The organism is Stenotrophomonas sp. C-A, from assembly GCF_054030835.1.
In genome coordinates this window covers 1,100,870-1,116,612 of the sequence record NZ_CM132916.1, presented here as the reverse complement: position 1 = coordinate 1,116,612, position 15,743 = coordinate 1,100,870, and the positions used below count along the sequence as shown (strand labels likewise).

Annotated in this window: 16 protein-coding genes; 9 read left to right on the top strand and 7 right to left on the bottom strand. The window is 67.8% G+C overall.

Annotated elements, in window-relative coordinates; genetic code table 11:
• The first annotated feature begins 2 nt into the window (after positions 1-2).
• The 4 genes from ACW5IY_RS05300 (at position 3) to ACW5IY_RS05285 (ending at position 4,027) form a co-directional block, all read left to right on the top strand.
• Positions 3-521 carry a DUF2271 domain-containing protein gene (locus ACW5IY_RS05300; RefSeq protein ID WP_049434481.1) on the top strand — a complete coding sequence of 173 codons (519 nt, stop codon included), beginning with the start codon at positions 3-5 and terminating at the stop codon, positions 519-521.
• 75 nt (positions 522-596) lie between these two features.
• Positions 597-1,400, top strand: coding sequence for a DUF4198 domain-containing protein (locus ACW5IY_RS05295; RefSeq protein WP_049434479.1), 804 nt, complete (start codon positions 597-599; stop codon positions 1,398-1,400).
• A 54-nt stretch (positions 1,401-1,454) separates the two neighbouring features.
• A complete protein-coding gene (locus tag ACW5IY_RS05290; protein ID WP_049434477.1) occupies positions 1,455-2,426 on the top strand; it encodes an FAD:protein FMN transferase in 972 nt (323 codons plus the stop codon).
• Positions 2,423-4,027 (top strand): sulfite reductase subunit alpha, encoded by a 1,605-nt coding sequence (locus ACW5IY_RS05285; RefSeq protein WP_049434476.1) that lies wholly within the window; start codon positions 2,423-2,425, stop codon positions 4,025-4,027. Before ACW5IY_RS05290 ends, ACW5IY_RS05285 begins: the two co-directional genes overlap by 4 nt.
• A 50-nt stretch (positions 4,028-4,077) precedes the next feature.
• Here the strand turns inward: ACW5IY_RS05285 and ACW5IY_RS05280 are convergent, their stop codons facing one another.
• The 4 genes from ACW5IY_RS05280 to ACW5IY_RS05265 all read right to left on the bottom strand — a co-directional run bounded on the left by ACW5IY_RS05280 (position 4,078) and on the right by ACW5IY_RS05265 (position 7,228).
• Complete coding sequence (locus tag ACW5IY_RS05280) at positions 4,078-4,686, bottom strand: HutD/Ves family protein (protein ID WP_005412516.1); 609 nt, start codon at positions 4,684-4,686, stop codon at positions 4,078-4,080.
• Positions 4,687-4,720: 34 nt separating this feature from the next.
• Positions 4,721-5,446, bottom strand: a complete 726-nt coding sequence (locus ACW5IY_RS05275; RefSeq protein WP_049434474.1) for a murein L,D-transpeptidase catalytic domain family protein — start codon at positions 5,444-5,446, stop codon at positions 4,721-4,723.
• A gap of 17 nt (positions 5,447-5,463) precedes the next feature.
• Positions 5,464-6,549, bottom strand: coding sequence for a L,D-transpeptidase (locus tag ACW5IY_RS05270; RefSeq protein WP_049434472.1), 1,086 nt, complete (start codon positions 6,547-6,549; stop codon positions 5,464-5,466).
• Between the two features lie 352 nt (positions 6,550-6,901).
• Positions 6,902-7,228: a ComEA family DNA-binding protein gene (locus ACW5IY_RS05265; RefSeq protein WP_012510302.1), complete on the bottom strand. Its 327-nt coding sequence runs from the start codon at positions 7,226-7,228 to the stop codon at positions 6,902-6,904.
• Between the two features lie 201 nt (positions 7,229-7,429).
• Between ACW5IY_RS05265 and ACW5IY_RS05260 the strand changes: the two genes are divergently transcribed.
• From ACW5IY_RS05260 to murU, 4 genes are all read left to right on the top strand, one after another.
• Positions 7,430-8,923 (top strand): M20 family metallopeptidase, encoded by a 1,494-nt coding sequence (locus tag ACW5IY_RS05260; protein WP_010483606.1) that lies wholly within the window; start codon positions 7,430-7,432, stop codon positions 8,921-8,923.
• A gap of 70 nt (positions 8,924-8,993) precedes the next feature.
• Positions 8,994-9,263 carry a GlsB/YeaQ/YmgE family stress response membrane protein gene (locus ACW5IY_RS05255; protein ID WP_049434469.1) on the top strand — a complete coding sequence of 90 codons (270 nt, stop codon included), beginning with the start codon at positions 8,994-8,996 and terminating at the stop codon, positions 9,261-9,263.
• A 63-nt stretch (positions 9,264-9,326) separates the two neighbouring features.
• Positions 9,327-10,352 carry an aminoglycoside phosphotransferase family protein gene (locus ACW5IY_RS05250; RefSeq protein WP_049434467.1) on the top strand — a complete coding sequence of 342 codons (1,026 nt, stop codon included), beginning with the start codon at positions 9,327-9,329 and terminating at the stop codon, positions 10,350-10,352.
• Positions 10,349-11,059, top strand: a complete 711-nt coding sequence (gene murU, locus ACW5IY_RS05245) for an N-acetylmuramate alpha-1-phosphate uridylyltransferase MurU (protein WP_049434465.1) — start codon at positions 10,349-10,351, stop codon at positions 11,057-11,059. Before ACW5IY_RS05250 ends, murU begins: the two co-directional genes overlap by 4 nt.
• Before the next feature lie 505 nt (positions 11,060-11,564).
• Here murU and hda read toward each other — a convergent pair.
• Genes hda through ACW5IY_RS05230 form a run of 3 tightly spaced genes read right to left on the bottom strand, consistent with a single transcriptional unit; the run spans position 11,565 to position 14,577 of the window.
• A complete protein-coding gene (gene hda, locus ACW5IY_RS05240; RefSeq protein WP_049434462.1) occupies positions 11,565-12,272 on the bottom strand; it encodes a DnaA regulatory inactivator Hda in 708 nt (235 codons plus the stop codon).
• Complete coding sequence (locus ACW5IY_RS05235) at positions 12,272-13,441, bottom strand: AI-2E family transporter (protein WP_049434460.1); 1,170 nt, start codon at positions 13,439-13,441, stop codon at positions 12,272-12,274. Before ACW5IY_RS05235 ends, hda begins: the two co-directional genes overlap by 1 nt.
• Complete coding sequence (locus tag ACW5IY_RS05230) at positions 13,438-14,577, bottom strand: DUF2066 domain-containing protein (RefSeq protein WP_049434458.1); 1,140 nt, start codon at positions 14,575-14,577, stop codon at positions 13,438-13,440. The genes ACW5IY_RS05235 and ACW5IY_RS05230 overlap by 4 nt, the downstream gene beginning before the upstream one ends.
• Before the next feature lie 99 nt (positions 14,578-14,676).
• On the opposite strand from ACW5IY_RS05230, the gene purM reads away from it, so the two are divergent.
• Positions 14,677-15,735 (top strand): phosphoribosylformylglycinamidine cyclo-ligase, encoded by a 1,059-nt coding sequence (gene purM, locus ACW5IY_RS05225; RefSeq protein WP_049434457.1) that lies wholly within the window; start codon positions 14,677-14,679, stop codon positions 15,733-15,735.
• Positions 15,736-15,743 lie beyond the last annotated feature (8 nt).

Genomic DNA, 15,743 nt, shown 5'->3' with positions numbered 1-15,743 from the left:
CCATGCGCGTCACCCTGACCATCGCCCTCAGCGGCCTGCTGGCCACCTCGCCGGCCTATGCCACCACCCTCGACATCAACGTCGAAGTACCCAAGCTCAACGTCGCCGAGTACCACCGCCCGTACGTGGCGGTGTGGCTGGAAGGCGCCGACCAGAAGGTCGCAGCAAACCTGTCTGTCTGGTACCAGCAGACCAGCAACAGCGAAGGCCACGGCACCAAGTGGCTGCCCGACCTGCGCCAGTGGTGGCGCAAGAGCGGCCGCACCCTGCAGGTGCCGGTGGACGGCGTGACCGGCCCGACCCGCCCGGCCGGCAAGCACGCGCTGTCGTTCAACGACAAGCAGCCGGCACTGAAGCAACTGGCCCCGGGCAACTACACCCTGGTGGTGGAAGCGGTGCGCGAAGTCGGCGGCCGTGAACTGCTGAAGATCCCCTTCACCTGGCCGGCCACTGCCGCACAGAACGGCAAGGCGCAGGGCGCCACCGAACTGGGCCAGGTCACCCTCGCCGTCAGACCCTGAAAAGGGGACGGAGGGGATCAAGTCGTAATTCCCTCCTCCTTGTCGCATCACCCCGCATCCACTGGAGTCTTCCGCATGAAGCGCACGCTCGTCCTCGCCGCCGCCCTGGCCGCTGCCCTTCCCTTCTCTGCCCTGGCCCACAAGGCCTGGCTGCTGCCCTCGCAGACCGTGATCGCCGGCAACACGCCGTGGATCACCGTCGACGGTGCGGTCTCCAACGATCTGTTCTACTTCAACCACGTGCCGCTGCGCCTGGAATCGCTGGTGATCACCGCGCCGGACGGCAGCACCGTGCAGCCGCAGAACGCAGCCACCGGCAAGTACCGCAGCGTGTTCGACATCGAACTGAAGCAGCCGGGCACCTACCGCATCGCATCGGTCAATGACGGCCTGTTCGCCACCTACGAGCAGAACGGTGAGCGCAAGCGCTGGCGCGGCAGCGTCGCCACCTTCGGCGAACTGCCCAAGGACGCGAAGAAGCTGGAAGTGAGCCAGTCGGTCGGCCGCGTGGAGACCTTCGTCACCAACGGTGCGCCGAACGACACCGCGCTGAAGCCGACCAACCGTGGCATCGAGCTGGTCGCCGTCGGCCACCCGAACGACCTGTTCGCCGGCGAGGAAGCCACCTTCCGCGTGCTGGTCGACGGCAAGCCGGCCACCGGCCTGGAATTCGAGATCGTGCGTGGCGCCACCCGCTACCGCAACGCGCAGGACGAACTGAAGGTCACCAGCGATGCCAAGGGCGAGATCAAGGTGACCTGGCCGGAAGCTGGCATGTACTGGCTGGAAACCGGTACCGAGGACAACAAGACCTCGGTGAAGCAGGCCGCCAAGCGCCGCCTTAGCTACGTGGCCACGCTGGAAGTGCTGCCGCAGTAATGACGTGGAACGCGATGCCGGGCAGCCCCGGCATCGCATCTGCAGCACACCACCATGACCGATCCCCAGCTCGACATCGCCCGCCTCGGTGGCACCACCATGGGCACCACCTGGAGCGTGTCGCTGGTCGCGCCGCGCCAGCGCGACCTGCACCCGCTGCATGCCGGCATCCAGGCGCGGCTGGACGAGGTGGTCGCGCAGATGAGCACCTGGGAGCCCGGCTCGGACCTGAGCCGCTACAACCGCGCCAACGCTGGCCAATGGTGCGTGCTGCCGGCTGAGACCCGCCAGGTGCTGGCCTGCGCACAGGCCATCGCCGCCGCCAGCGATGGTGCATTCGATCCCACCGTCGGCCCGTTGGTGGCACTGTGGGGTTTCGGTGCACATGCCGGCGAACGCCGCCAGCCCAACGACGCTACCCTGCAGGCAACGCGTGAGCGCTGCGGTTGGCAGCGCCTGCAATTGCGCAGCGATGCGCTGCTGCAACCGGGCGGACTGGAACTGGACCTGTCGGCGATCGCCAAGGGGTTCGGCGTCGATCAAGTGGCCGCCTGGCTGCGCGATCAGGGCATCGCTGCTGCACTGATCGAGGTCGGTGGCGAACTGGCCGGCTACGGCCGCAAGCCCGACGGCCACCCCTGGCGCGTACTGGTGGAATCCGCACCGGAAGAAGACGCGCACACCGAAACACCACCGCGGGTGCTGGCGCTGGAGGACAAGGCGGTGGCCACCTCCGGTGATCGCTGGCACCAGTACCAGGCCGATGGCGAGGCTTACAGTCACAGCCTGGACCCGCGCTCTGGCAGACCGGTGCGGCTGGTCGCCGCAGCGGTCACCGTGGTGGCCGACGACGCCATGCACGCCGATGCCTGGGCCACCGCACTGACCGTGCTCGGCCACGAACAGGGCATGGCGCTGGCCGAACGCGAAGGGCTGGCCGTGCGTTACCTGCAACGGGCCGCCGTAGGCCCCCGCGAATTCCTCAGCAGCGCCTTCCAGCGCCTGCTCGACGAGCAGGACGCATGAGCGCACGTCCATCGCGCGCGTGGCTCGGCAACGCACTGGTTCTGTTCCTGTTGGCAGTGATCGGCTGGGCGCTGCTGCGGCTGCATCTTGGTGAAGCCTGGTGGCAGGGCGCGCCGCCGGCACGGCAAACGCAGATCGCGATCATCGCCACCGCGCTGTATGCGCTGGCCTGCGCCGCACTGTGGTGGCGTGGGCGACCGCGCGACGATGCCGCCTGTGGCGACGTCGCACCGATCCTGCTGGTCTGGTCCAGCCAGACCGGCTTCGCGCGTGAGCTGGCCGAACGCAGCGCCGAGGCCCTGCGCGGTGCCGGCGTGCCAGTGCGCGTGCGCGGACTGCATGAGGTCGACGCCGCGTTGCTGGCCGACAGCCAGCGCGCGCTGTTCATCGCCAGCACCACTGGCGAAGGCGATCCACCCGATCATGCGCTGCCGTTCCTGCGCGGGGTGATGGCCTCACCGCCTGCGCTGCAGCACCTGCAGTACGGCGTGCTCGCACTGGGCGACCGCAGTTACGGCCACTTCTGCGGATTCGGCCACCAGCTCGACCAGTGGCTGCGACAGCATGGTGCGCATCCGCTGTTCGATGCGATCGAAGTCGACAACGCCGATCCGGCCGCGCTGCGCCATTGGCAGCAGTTGCTGGGCCAGCTCGGCGGCGGCGCCAGCGAACTGCCCGACTGGAGCCCGGCCGAGTACCAGCCGTGGACGCTGCTGCAACGTGAGCATCTGAACCCGGGCAGCCCTGGCGGCGCGGTGTATTGGTTGCGCCTGCAGCCCCCGGCCGATGCAGATGCGCAGTGGCAGGCCGGTGACATCGCCGAGATCGGCCCGCAGCATGCATCGCACACCGTGCGTGCCTGGCTGGACGCACAACGCTTCGATGCGGATACCGTGCTGGATGATGGGCAGACGTTGCTGGCACGCGTCGCGCGCTCGCACCTGCCCTCATTGGTTCCCCCAGGTGATCTGCCCGCATTGCTGGCGACCCTGCAACCGCTGCCCCATCGCGAGTACTCGATCGCCTCGGTGATGGCCGACGGTGCGGTTGAGCTGCTGCTGCGCCGACAGCTGCGCGCGGACGGCACGCCTGGCATCGGCAGCGGCTGGCTGTGCGACCACGCGGCCATCGGCGAACCGGTGCAGCTGCGCCTGCGCCGCAACGACAATTTCCATGGAGTGGCCGCCGACGTGTCGCTGCTGCTGATCGGCAACGGCACCGGCATTGCCGGCCTGCGCGCGCATCTGCACGAACGTATCCGCAGTGGCGCACGACGGACCTGGCTGCTGTTCGGTGAGCGCACCGCCGCGCATGACTTCCACTTCGGTGAAGAACTGCAGGCAATGCTGGCCGACGGCTCACTGGCGCGGTTGGATGCCGTGTTCAGCCGCGACGGCGGCGCGCATCGCTATGTGCAGGACCGGTTGCTGGCCGAAGCGGCAACGCTGCGGCAGTGGGTGGATGAAGGCGCCACGATCCTGGTCTGCGGCAGCCTGCAGGGCATGGCCCCGGCCGTGGATGCGGTGATCGAGCAGGTGCTGGGTGTTGCGGGCAAGGAAGCACTGCTGCTGGCCGGTCGCTACCGGCGCGATGTGTATTGAGGTTGCCGCATCCACGCATGGCGTGGATGGTGCCCACCGGCGCCCAGGAATCATCCCGCCGCCGCACTGACCCGTATCGCCAACAACTCGCCACCGCCCTGCAACGCGTGCCGCTGGCGCTCGCCGGCCGCCAACCACGCGGTATCGCCCGCCTGCAGCGCCGGCAGGCCGCTGTCGGCACCGAACTCCGCCTGACCGGCCAGCAGATGCAGTGCCCAGGCCACGCCCGGTTCGCAGAAGAAGAACATCGCGCCCACCAGTGGCCGGTGCAGCAGTTCGGCCTGCAGCAGCTCACGCTTCCACATCAGGTTGAAGTCGTGGGTGGTGCCATCGACCAGTTCGCCGTGCAGGGTTTCCTCACCCGCAAACCGCACGCGTCCGTGTGGCGGCAACACCTCGGCCACGCGACCATCGTCGAAGCGCAGGCGCACGCCATTGCCCTGCAGCAACACCAGCTCGCGCTCAACGCCGGGAAACGCGGAGAACGCGGCGTCCTGCTCGATCTCGGCCACCGACAGGCGCAGCGCCCAGTCATCGCCCTGCGCAGGCAGGCGCAGGATCTCGCGGGTCCAGCCAAGTCCATTCCGCCAGCGTTCGCGGCGATAGTCCAGGCTGGAAATGACCTGGCTCGGAGTGTGCAGCAGGGAGTCGATGTTCATCCACGCATTGCATCATGCCGCGCGCCGTCGTGCATCACCGCGTGGCGAGCGTGCCCTGGCCACCGCACCCGCCGGCCAGCAGCTGCGAGTGCTTCAGCCAATCCTGGTCGGGGTAGTAAGCAAACACCATCGTGCCGCCACGCAACGCATCGATCAGCGGCTTGGCCACCGACAGCCGCACCGCAGGGCAACCCAGGCTGCGGCCCAGCCGCCCCTGCATCTGCGCGGTAGCCGGGTTCACGTACGGCGCACCATGGATGACGATCGCTCGGTCACGCGCGCGGTCGTTGAAGCCCGGTTCCAGGCCGGCCAGGCGCAGCGAATATCCATTGCCACCCATGTAGGTCTCCTGCGCGGTGAATGCGCCGAGACTGGACATGAAACTGCCATCGCGGTTGGAGAAGTGCTCGGTGCGGTTCTCGCCGCTGTTGCGGCCATGCGCCACCCATTCCTCGAACAGCAGGCGCTGGTGGGCCAGGTCGAACACCCACAGTCGCGGCTCGGTGGAGGGCCGCGAGTAGTCGATCACGCTGAGGCGATCACCGTTGATGCCCAGCTCCGGCCGTTGCAACGCACAGCGCATGGCGTGCGCCGCCAGCTGCAGCACGTGGCGGTCGGCCTTGGGTGCACTGCGCGACAGCAGGGCAGCCAGATCATCGGCGCTGGTGGCAAGGGCGGGCGTCTGTGCCAGCGCCGGGGCGCTGGCCGAGGTCGCCAGCAGGCCGAACGCGGCCAGCCGGCACAGGCGGGATGCAGTCATGGGCACAACAGGAGGACTCAGTTGCCCTTGAGGGTGGACCCTGGCGGCTCGGATTCCAAGACCGGCTGCATTCCGGATTCAGCCGGGCTTGGGCGGACCGCCGGCAGCGAGGTCACCAGCAGGGTCGTGCCCGGCACCAGCACCTGGTACAGCTGGCGGGCGAAATCGGCCGGCAGCGCCATCGGCAGCGAGGGCGTGGCCAGCAGGTCCGGCGTGGCCTGGGCGCGGTCCTGGCCCAGCAACGGGTAGGCCGTCCACTGGTGCAGGCGCTGGTTCACGTCCAGCGGGCTGGGGGTATCGCTGTAACCCTGCCCCATCACGAACAGGGTGGTGCCCTGGAAGGCTGGCAAGGCGTCGGCCTTCAGCGGCGACTCGCCGATCATCACGCCATCGCGCAGCACGTACAGGCGCTGGTCGTGCAGGCTGACCAGGATGCCGACCTGCCCGGCCGGGGCCGCACTGTCATCCCACCAGGCCTGCGCCGGCGCGCCGCCCTCGGTCTCCGGCAAGGCCTGGCCACGTGCGTTGACCGGCGCCAGCACCGACGGATAGGCCAGGGTCATCGGCGAGCTCTTGGCATCGGCCACGACCACGGTATCGCCGCGCTGGGTTTCACTGAACAACTTCTGCGCGAAGGCCTGCGGCAGGCGCACGCAGCCGTGCGAGGCCGGATGTCCGGGCAGGCTGCCGCCATGCAGGGCGATACCGTCCCAGGTCAGCCGCTGCATGTACGGCATCGGCGCGCTGTTGTAGAGGTTGGACTTGTGGTCCTTGTCCTTCTGCAGGATGGTGAACACACCGGTCGGCGTCTCGTGCCCGGCCTTGCCCGAGCTGATCGTGGTCAGGCCGATGGCGATGCCATTGCGGTAGACGTAGGCGCGCTGCTCATCAAGGCTGACCACCAGCACGATCGGACCGGTCGGCGAGATTTCCGGATGCCACAGGTATTCGCCCGGCTTGAGGTCGGTCGGCCCGCGTACCTCGGCGGTGGCCGCAGCGGCAGCTGCAGGCTTGGCGGCCGGCGTCGGCGCAGCGGCATGAGCCAGCAGCGGCAGGGCCAGTGCAAGGGCGAGCATCAGGGTCGTGGGGCGGTGCGGAAGCATCCAGCGGGGGTCCTTTCCATGCGGAGCGGCCACCGTACACCATCGGCCCGTGGTGGTCGCGGCAAAACCAGGCGCCGGAAATGAAACTGCCCGGCGACACAGCCATGTGTCGTACCGGGCAATCGTTACGTCCTTGTCGGCCTGCTGCCGCCCCCTCGCATCCTGCGCTGTGGGGGTAGCGTTGCATCCTGCACGCGGCCGCGTCTGTCCTGTTTGTATCTCAGCCCCTTCCACAGGTCTGTGATGCCACCATCCTGGTGATTGGTGCCGCGTCCTGCGGCGGTCGGTGGTCACGGCCTTCCTGTCCGTGACCGGTGAACCAGCCTCCTGCCGGTTCCGACGATTCCTGCTGTCAGCGCCTCGGTACGGTTCGCACCGGTACCGATCCGGGTACCGGATCCGCCGGCAACAACCTGTTGCCTACGGTGATCCGCTGTCGATTCCGTTCGACGATTGCTTTCCCTATCCCCTTCACCTGCGTCAGGTCCTCGACGCGATGAAACGGGCCGTGTCTGCGCCGGTGCTCGACGATCGCCTCGGCCTTGGCGGCTCCGACCATCGTCAATCCCTGCTGCAGCGCCTGGGCATCGGCACGGTTGATGTCGATCGGTTCGGCGGCATGCGCCCCAGCGATCCACACGACCAGCACCAGTGCCCTCAACACGACACTCCAAGGCACGACGTGTATCTCCTTGTGGTTCTGGCCGTCCCGACCGGCAATCCCGTCGGTAGGAACAGTGTCCGTCACCACATGCACACAGCCTATCGGTTTCCTGGATTTCTAAAAGCCAGCCAAATACCCGACGTGATGTAGGAAAAACCCTACCCACGGCACAGGCGTAGAATGTCGCGATCACAGCCCATGCAATCGGAGTTTCAGATGGACAGCGCCAAGCTCGGCCAATTCGTCAATGACAAGTGGGACAGCGAGATCGTCCCGCAGTTGGTCGACTACATCCGCATTCCCAACAAGTCGCCGATGTTCGACGCCAATTGGGTGCAGAACGGCTACATGGAACAGGCGGTCACGCTGATGGAGAACTGGGCCAAGGCCCAGCAGCTGCCCGGTCTGAAGGTTGAAGTGGTGCGCCTGGAAGGCCGTACCCCGCTGATCTTCCTGGAAATTCCGGCTACCGGCGCCGAAACCGGCGACGACACCATCCTGCTCTACGGCCACCTGGACAAGCAGCCGGAAATGACCGGCTGGGACGACGACCTCGGCCCGTGGACCCCGGTCCTGCGCGGCGACAAGCTGTATGGCCGCGGCGGCGCCGACGACGGTTACGCCATCTTCGGCTCGCTGGCCGCCGTACTGGCGCTGCAGGCCCAGGGCCTGCCGCACGCGCGCTGCGTGGTGCTGATCGAAGCCTGTGAAGAGTCGGGCAGCTACGACCTGCCGGCCTACGTCGACCACCTGGCCGACCGCATCGGCAAGCCGTCGCTGGTGGTCTGCCTGGATTCGGGCTGCGCCAACTACGACCAGCTGTGGTGCACCACCTCGCTGCGGGGCCTGACCGGCGGCAACTTCACCGTGAAGGTGCTCAACGAAGGCGTGCATTCCGGCGATGCCTCCGGCGTGGTGCCGTCCAGCTTCCGCCTGCTGCGCCAGCTGCTGTCGCGCATCGAGGACCAGGACACCGGCCGCATCCTGATCGACGGCATGAACGTTGAAATTCCGGCCGAGCGCCAGGAACAGGCCAAGCGCGCCGCCGAAGTGGTCGATACCGAGATCTTCGAGAAGTTCCCGATGGTCGACGGCCTGCGTCCGATGAACGAGGACCTGACCGAGCTGGTGCTCAACCGCACCTGGCGCCCGGCGCTGTCGGTCACCGGCGTCGGCGGTATGCCGGCGCTGGAATCGGCCGGCAACGTGCTGCGCCCGCAGACCTCGGTGAAGCTGTCGCTGCGCCTGCCGCCGACCGCCGATGGCAAGACCTGCGGCGAGCTGCTGAAGGAAGCGCTGCTGCGCGACCCGCCAAACGGTGCGCAGGTCACCCTGGACCTTGAAAAGGCGTCCACCGGCTGGAACGCCCCGGCCATGGCGCCGTGGCTGACCCAGGCCATCGACGATGCCAGCCAGGCCTTCTTCGGCAAGCCGGCGATGTACATGGGCGAAGGCGGCTCGATCCCGTTCATGGGCATGCTCGGCGAGAAGTTCCCGGGCGCCCAGTTCATGATCACCGGCGTGCTCGGCCCGCACTCCAATGCGCACGGCCCGAACGAGTTCCTGCACATCCCGATGGGCAAGAAGGTCACCGCCTGCGTGTCCAAGGTGATCAGCGAGCACTACGCCGCCAGCCTGCGCGGCGAGACCAGCGGTTCGCCGGTGGCTGCCGACAGTGGCACTCGCCACGGCGACCACGGCTGCTGCTGATTACGGCACACCGTGACGGACGCAGCCTGGCCTTGCTAGGCTGCGTCCACCCTTGGTGGAAATCGCGCGCATGAATGGTCTGTTCGGCAGCAGCAGCTGGCTCTACATCATCCTGGTCGGCTTCTTCGTTGGCCTGCTTGGGCGTTTCTTCATGCCCGGCAACAACCGCATGGGCTGCCTGCTGACCATCGTGCTGGGCATCATTGGCGCCTTGGTGGCAGGCTGGTTCGGCCAGTACATGGGCTGGTACGCCCCCGGTGAGCCGGCCGGTTTCCTCGGTGCGGTAGTGGGTGCGGTGGCCGTGCTGGCCGTCCTGCGCCTGTTCAGCGGCCGCCGCTGACCCCGCTCCCCTTCCCTTCCTGTTCCCGACGAAGGCGCGCCCGGCGCGCCCGGATATGCCTGCATGACCGAACCCGCCTCCGACCCCCAGCGCAGCGCGCAGCGCCTGCAGTGGGCCCGTACCCAGCTCGATGATGCCAGCGCGGTGGTCGAACGCGCCTCGGTCGATGCCGGCATGCGCAGCTACTGGCGTACCACCAGTATCGGTGGCAGCCACATCGTGATGGATGCCCCGCCGGGACTGGAAGATCCGCGGCCGTGGCTGCGCATGCGCGGCCTGCTGCACGACCACGGCCTGCGTGTGCCCGCACTGCTGGCACAGGATCTGGATGCCGGTTTCCTGCTGCTGGAAGATCTCGGCGGCCCGACCCTGGCGAAGATCCTCGACGAGCGCAACGCTGACGACTGGTTCGGCCGTTCGATCGAACAGCTGCTGCGTCTGCAGGCGATCCCGGTGCCGGCCGACTTCGGCCAGTTCGGCGAAGCACTGCTGCAGCGCGATGCCGGCCTGTTCGACGAATGGTTCCTGCAGCGCCACCTGAACCTGGAGCTGGACTGCGGCGAGATCGAGGGGCTGCAGCTGGTACACCGCCGCTTGATGGACAACGCGCTGGGCCAGGCCCAGCTGATGACCCACCGCGACTACATGCCGCGCAACCTGATGCCGGTCGAAAATGGTCCCGCAGTGCTGGATTTCCAGGACCTGGTGCGCGGCCCGATCGCCTACGATGCGATGAGCCTGTTCAAGGACGCGTTCCTTAGCTGGCCGCTGGAGCGTGTGGACGAGTGGCTGGCGCAGTACCACGAGCGTGCCCGCGACGCCGGCCTGCCGGTGCCCGACCGCGCCACCTTCCTGCGCGATGCCGACTGGATGGGCATCCAGCGCCACGTGAAGATCCTTGGCCTGTTCTGCCGCCTGCGCTACCGCGACAACAAGGGCCATTACCTCGACGACGCGCCGCGCTTCATCACCTATCTGGATGAAGTGCTGCCGCGCTATCGCGAACTGGCGCCGCTGCAGCAGTTGCTGGACGACCGCATCAAGCCAGCACTGGCCGAGTTGGCCGCACCGCTGCGCGTGGCCCGATGAAGGCGCTGGTCTTTGCCGCTGGCCTCGGCGAGCGCATGCGCCCGCTGACCCTGCACACGCCCAAGCCGCTGCTGGAAGTGGCTGGCAAACCGCTGATCGTCTGGCACCTGGAACGCCTCGCCGCGCTCGGCGTGCGCGAGGTGGTGATCAACACCGCATGGCTGGCCGAACAGTTCCCGGCGACGCTGGGCGATGGCAGCCAATGGGGCCTGCGCCTGCATTTCATGTACGAAGGGCAGACCCCACTGGAAACCGGCGGCGGCATCCTCAACGCGTTGCCGGTGCTGGGCGACGCCCCGTTCCTGGTGGTGAACGGCGACATCTGGACTGATTTCGATTTCGCCACGCTGCCGCGCGAACCACAGGGCCAGGCGCACCTGGTGCTGGTCGACAACCCGGCGCAACACCCCGAAGGTGATTACCGCCTCGATGCGCAGGGGCTGCTGCATCACGACCGCGAAGGACCGTGCCTGACCTATGCCGGCATCGGTGTCTACCGCCCTTCGATCGTGGCCGACTGGCGCACGGTGATCGGCGATGCGCCGGGTAGCGAGCGTGTTCCGCCGAAGTTCTCGGTGGTGCCGCTGCAGAAGCATTTCATGGCGCAGGGGTTGATGACGGGGCAGCACCATCGCGGGCGTTGGACCGACGTGGGTACCGTGGATCGCCTGCGCGCGCTGGATGTTGAGTTGGCGGCGAACGGCTGAGCCCCTCGTGGCTGGACTCATTGAAAGCAGAAGCCGTGCTTGGCCGGTCGGGGTGAGCTGCGCAGGGGACGCTGCAAGTACGTCCATGTAAGCTCGGTCGCCGCATCCATGCGGCTCACGCCCCTGCGCAGCCCACCCCGCCCGGCCTCTGACAGTTTCCGTGGGCGTCCAGCCACGGAAGAAAGAAAAGAAAAGCAAAAGCGGGTCGCTTCGCTGCGCTTGCTCTGGTGTCGACCAAGGTCGACACCCACCACAAGCAAGACCCGTGTCGATCAAGGTCGACACCCACCAACAGCCGCGGGAACTTGTCGAAGGCGGGGCGCTGTGGGCTTGCGGGGTGTGAGCCGCATGGATGCGTCGACCAAGCCCCCATGGACGGGTTTACGGCGGCCCCGCAAGCCCACAGCGCCCCGCCTCCCCTCAGGAAGCCAGCTTTTGAAGTTGACGTTGCCTCGGCTTCGGCTTCGGCGGGTGCAGGGCGCAGCCCTGCAAACAAACCCCACCCTCAGTAACGAGGGCGGCCTTCTTCCAGCACCTGGCGCAGGAACGGTACGGTGATCCGCCGCTTCGCCGCCAGCGACTCGCGGTCCAGCCAGTCCAGCAGCGTGATCAACCCACCCAGCTCACGGCCGGTGTGCGACAGCAGCCACTCGATGGCCGCCTCGTCGATGGCCAGGCCGCGGCGCAGCGCACGCTCGCGCAGCACCGCAGCACGCCCTTCCTCATCCAGCGGCTGCAGCAGCACGCGGACGCACTGGCCCAACCGCGAACGCAGGTCCGGCAGCACCAGGCCCAGCTCGCCCGGCGCCTTCTGCGCCGTGTACAGCACGGTCACGCCTGCAGCGCGCGCGCGGTTGTGGAAATCGAACAGCGCGATCTCGTCTTCGCGATTGCCCGCGATCTCATCCAGGCCGTCCAGCGCCACCAGCTCGCGCACCTCCAGCCCATCCAGCGCCGCACGCACGCGGCCGGCCGCACTGGCCAGCGGCACGTAGGTCGGCAGGCGCCCGGCCTGCTCGGCGCTGGAACACATCGCCAGCGCCTGGTGGGTCTTGCCCGTGCCCGCCGCACCTTCCAGGTAGACCCAGTCGTGGCTGGCACCCACCGCGATCGCGCGCAGCTGCGCCAGCGCGCCATCCGGCGCGCCGATGAAGGTCTCCAGGCGCTGGTCCCGCGGGTAATGCAGGGCCAGCGGCAGTTGCGGCACACCCATCACTTCAGGTCGGGGCCCTTGTCGTTCGGAATGATGATATGGGGGGCATCGACCACGCCATCAAGCACGATCGCAGGCTTCTCGCCCACGTACAGCTCGCTCTGGCGATAACGCTGGTGCGCATAGCGCAGCAGCACGTTGGTCACCGCCGCCACCGGCAGCGCCAGCAGCATGCCGAGGAAGCCGAACAGCTGGCCACCAGCCATCACCGCGAAGATCACCGCCACCGGGTGCAGGCCGATCTTGTCGCCGACGATGCGCGGGGTCAGCACGTAGCTCTCCAGCAGCTGGCCGACGGTGAACACCACGCCGACCAGGATCAGCAGCTTCAGATCGAAGCCCTGCGCCTGCACCAGCGCCGCCACGATCGCCATCAGGATGCCGGTGGTCGCGCCCAGGTACGGGATGAAGCTGATCAGGCCGGCAATCAGGCCGATCAGCAGGCCCAGCTTGAGGCCGACCAGCGACAGGCCGCCGGCATAGATCACGCCCAGCGCCAGCATCACCAGGAACTGGCCGCGGATGAACGCGCCCAGCACCTCGTTGGACTCACGCGCCAGCGCGCTGATGGTGCCGATCTGGTTGCGCGGAATCACCGACGCCACCCGCTCGACCAGCTTGTCCCAGTCACGCAGGAAGTAGAACGCCAGGATCGGCAGCAGCAGGATGTTGACCACCCAGGTCACCATCGCGAAGCCCGAGCGCGAGACGTAGCCCATAAACGTGGTGGCGAAGCCGCCGGCCTGCTGCCAGTGGCTGCGCACCCATTCAATCAGACGGTCCGGATCCATCCACTGCATCACTTCCAGGCCGGTCTTCTGCTCGAACCAGGGAATGCCCTTTTCCATCAACCACGCCTGTGCCTGCGGCGCGACCGCGATCAGGGTGGTGATCTGGCGCTCGATCATCGGCACCAGCACCAGCAGCAGCGCCACGATCACCAGCACCATCGCGGCGAACACCAGCACCACGCCGGTCATGCGCGAGCGGCCGGTGGCCTCGATGCGGTCCACCAGCGGATCGCCCAGCCAGGCCAGCGCCAGCGCCAGCACGAATGGGGTCAGGATCGGCGCCAGCAGCCATACCACCCAGCCGACCAGGCCGGCGAACAGGATGTACTTCAGGCGGCGCAGGAACTGCGCGATTTCCGCTTCCGGGGTCAGAGTCATCGCAGGTGGTACTCGTTGCTTACCGGCGGGGCCACCGGGGTACCGGTGGTGTCATCGATCGGCGTCGGCAGGGCCGGCAGCGGTGCGCTCGGCACCAGCACGCCGTTGTCGCCCAGCATGCGGTTGAAGCCGGCCAGGCCGGTGGTCATCTCCAGGCTCAGCTCCAGCTGGCCGGCCGAAGCGTGCAGCGGGGTGACGTTGCGCACCACCGGCACCTCGCGCAGGCCGGCAGCCAGGCGCAGGTAGTCATCGGCACTGTTGATACCGGTGACCACCACCCGGTAGCTGCCGGCCTGGCCGACGGCGGCGCCCGCCTTGGCATAGCGCTTGACCAGCGCATCGGCGGCACCATCGGCACCGGCGGCCATCGCACGCATGGCGTTGGCGTCCTTGCTGGTCCACTTGTTCAGCTCACGGCCGTTGTCGACGAACACCCAGTCCGCCTGCCAGCCACCGTTGGCGCGGTACAGCTTGCCGATCAGCTGCATCGGCGGCGAGTAGCGCGAAGAGGCGCGGGCCACGGCGGCGCTGTCCTGGCGCCAGATGGCACCGGCCAGTGCCTGTTCGGCGGCACCACCGCTGGGCAGGCCCAGCTTGTAGCCGCGCTCGATGGCGCGGTTCAGCAACGGCCGGGCGGCGTTGGCCTGCTGCACGCTGACCAGGCGCGGACCACTGCCGTCGTCGACGGCCAGCCACAGCACCGGCTTCGGGCGCGGCTGCGGCCACAGCGGCAGGCCCAGCGCCGACACCAGCGAATCGACATCGTCCTCGCGGAAGCGGGCCACCAGCAGGGTACGGAAGCTGGGGGCGCCACTGGCGCTCACGCTCTGGTCCTGCTTGTAGTCGTAGCTGGCCACGTAATCCTTGGCATTGCGCAGCGCCTGCGCCACGCCAGGACGCGACATCACGCTGCGATCGCCGGACAATTTGCCCAGTACAACGCTCAAGGCGCGGGCCAGGGCGCCGTTGCGGTCGGCTTCGGCTTGGCTGTTGACGGGCACTTCGGCCTCGTACGCGCCAGTGGCGGTTGCAACATCACCCTCGGTGCGCAGGCCGCTCTGGGCCATCGTGGCCACCGGCAGGCTCAGCGCAAGGAGCAGGGTCAGAATCAGGCTGCGGCGCATCAGGACATCCATTGGCTCGACGTATCCGGGGGAATTGTTGCCCGAATACGGCCTTTGCGCCAATGCGGCCTGTTAAAATCGCCCGTTCAACCCCTGCCAGCGCCGACGCCCGTGACCAACACCCCGTCTTCCGCCCCCTCCCCCCTCACCTACCGTGACGCGGGTGTCGACATCGACGCCGGCAACGCGCTGGTCGAGCGGATCAAGCCCCTGGTCAAGCGCAGCTTCCGCCCGGAAGTGATGGGTGGCCTGGGTGGCTTCGGCGCCCTGTTCGACCTGTCCAACAAGTACCGCGAGCCGGTGCTGGTGTCCGGTACCGACGGCGTGGGCACCAAGCTGAAGCTGGCCCACCAGCTGAACCGCCACGATACGATCGGCATCGACCTGGTCGCCATGTGCGTGAACGACGTGCTGGTGCAGGGTGCCGAACCGCTGTTCTTCCTGGACTACTTCGCTACCGGCAAGCTGGACATCGACACCGCCGCGGCGGTCGTGGGCGGCATCGCCAACGGCTGCACCGAGGCCGGCTGTGCGCTGATCGGCGGCGAAACCGCTGAAATGCCCGACATGTATGCCCCGGGCGAGTACGACCTGGCCGGCTTCACGGTCGCTGCGGTCGAGAAGAGCGAGCTGAAGGACGGCGCCAGCGTGGCCGCCGGCGACGTGCTGATCGGCATCGCCTCGTCCGGCCCGCACTCCAACGGTTACTCGCTGGTGCGCCGCATCTACGACCGCGCCGGTCGCCCGGCCGATCTGGAGCTGGAAGGCGGCGTGAAGCTGGTCGATGCGCTGATGGCGCCGACCCGCCTGTACGTCAAGCCGATCCTGTCGCTGCTGAAGTCGCACGGCGAGGCCATCCACGGCATGGCCCACATCACCGGTGGCGGCCTGACCGAAAACATCATCCGTGTGGTGCCCGAAGGCCTGGGCCTGGACATCCAGGCCTCGTCGTGGACCCTGCCGCCGGTGTTCCAGTGGCTGCAGAAGGAAGGCGCGGTGGCCGACAGTGAAATGTGGCGCACCTTCAACTGCGGCATCGGCTTCGTGCTGATCGTGGCGCCGGACCAGGTGGCTGCAGTGTCCGACGCGGTCAAGGCGCAGGGCCTGGAGCACTGGACCATCGGCCAGGTGGTCACCGCCGAAGGCGCCGAGCGCGTCCACATCGGCTGATCCCGGCA

What these genes read in the sequence shown, in the direction of transcription:
- murU (WP_049434465.1), top strand. Translation starts at nt 10,349, where the DNA reads ATGAAGGCGCTGGTCTTTGCCGCTGGCCTCGGCGAGCGCATGCGCCCG.
- ACW5IY_RS05230 (WP_049434458.1), bottom strand. Translation starts at nt 14,577, where the DNA reads ATGGATGTCCTGATGCGCCGCAGCCTGATTCTGACCCTGCTCCTTGCG.
- ACW5IY_RS05275 (WP_049434474.1), bottom strand. Translation starts at nt 5,446, where the DNA reads ATGACTGCATCCCGCCTGTGCCGGCTGGCCGCGTTCGGCCTGCTGGCG.
- ACW5IY_RS05285 (WP_049434476.1), top strand. Translation starts at nt 2,423, where the DNA reads ATGAGCGCACGTCCATCGCGCGCGTGGCTCGGCAACGCACTGGTTCTG.
- ACW5IY_RS05300 (WP_049434481.1), top strand. Translation starts at nt 3, where the DNA reads ATGCGCGTCACCCTGACCATCGCCCTCAGCGGCCTGCTGGCCACCTCG.
- ACW5IY_RS05250 (WP_049434467.1), top strand. Translation starts at nt 9,327, where the DNA reads ATGACCGAACCCGCCTCCGACCCCCAGCGCAGCGCGCAGCGCCTGCAG.
- ACW5IY_RS05235 (WP_049434460.1), bottom strand. Translation starts at nt 13,441, where the DNA reads ATGACTCTGACCCCGGAAGCGGAAATCGCGCAGTTCCTGCGCCGCCTG.
- ACW5IY_RS05280 (WP_005412516.1), bottom strand. Translation starts at nt 4,686, where the DNA reads ATGAACATCGACTCCCTGCTGCACACTCCGAGCCAGGTCATTTCCAGC.
- ACW5IY_RS05260 (WP_010483606.1), top strand. Translation starts at nt 7,430, where the DNA reads ATGGACAGCGCCAAGCTCGGCCAATTCGTCAATGACAAGTGGGACAGC.
- ACW5IY_RS05290 (WP_049434477.1), top strand. Translation starts at nt 1,455, where the DNA reads ATGACCGATCCCCAGCTCGACATCGCCCGCCTCGGTGGCACCACCATG.
- hda (WP_049434462.1), bottom strand. Translation starts at nt 12,272, where the DNA reads ATGGGTGTGCCGCAACTGCCGCTGGCCCTGCATTACCCGCGGGACCAG.
- ACW5IY_RS05270 (WP_049434472.1), bottom strand. Translation starts at nt 6,549, where the DNA reads ATGCTTCCGCACCGCCCCACGACCCTGATGCTCGCCCTTGCACTGGCC.
- ACW5IY_RS05295 (WP_049434479.1), top strand. Translation starts at nt 597, where the DNA reads ATGAAGCGCACGCTCGTCCTCGCCGCCGCCCTGGCCGCTGCCCTTCCC.
- ACW5IY_RS05255 (WP_049434469.1), top strand. Translation starts at nt 8,994, where the DNA reads ATGAATGGTCTGTTCGGCAGCAGCAGCTGGCTCTACATCATCCTGGTC.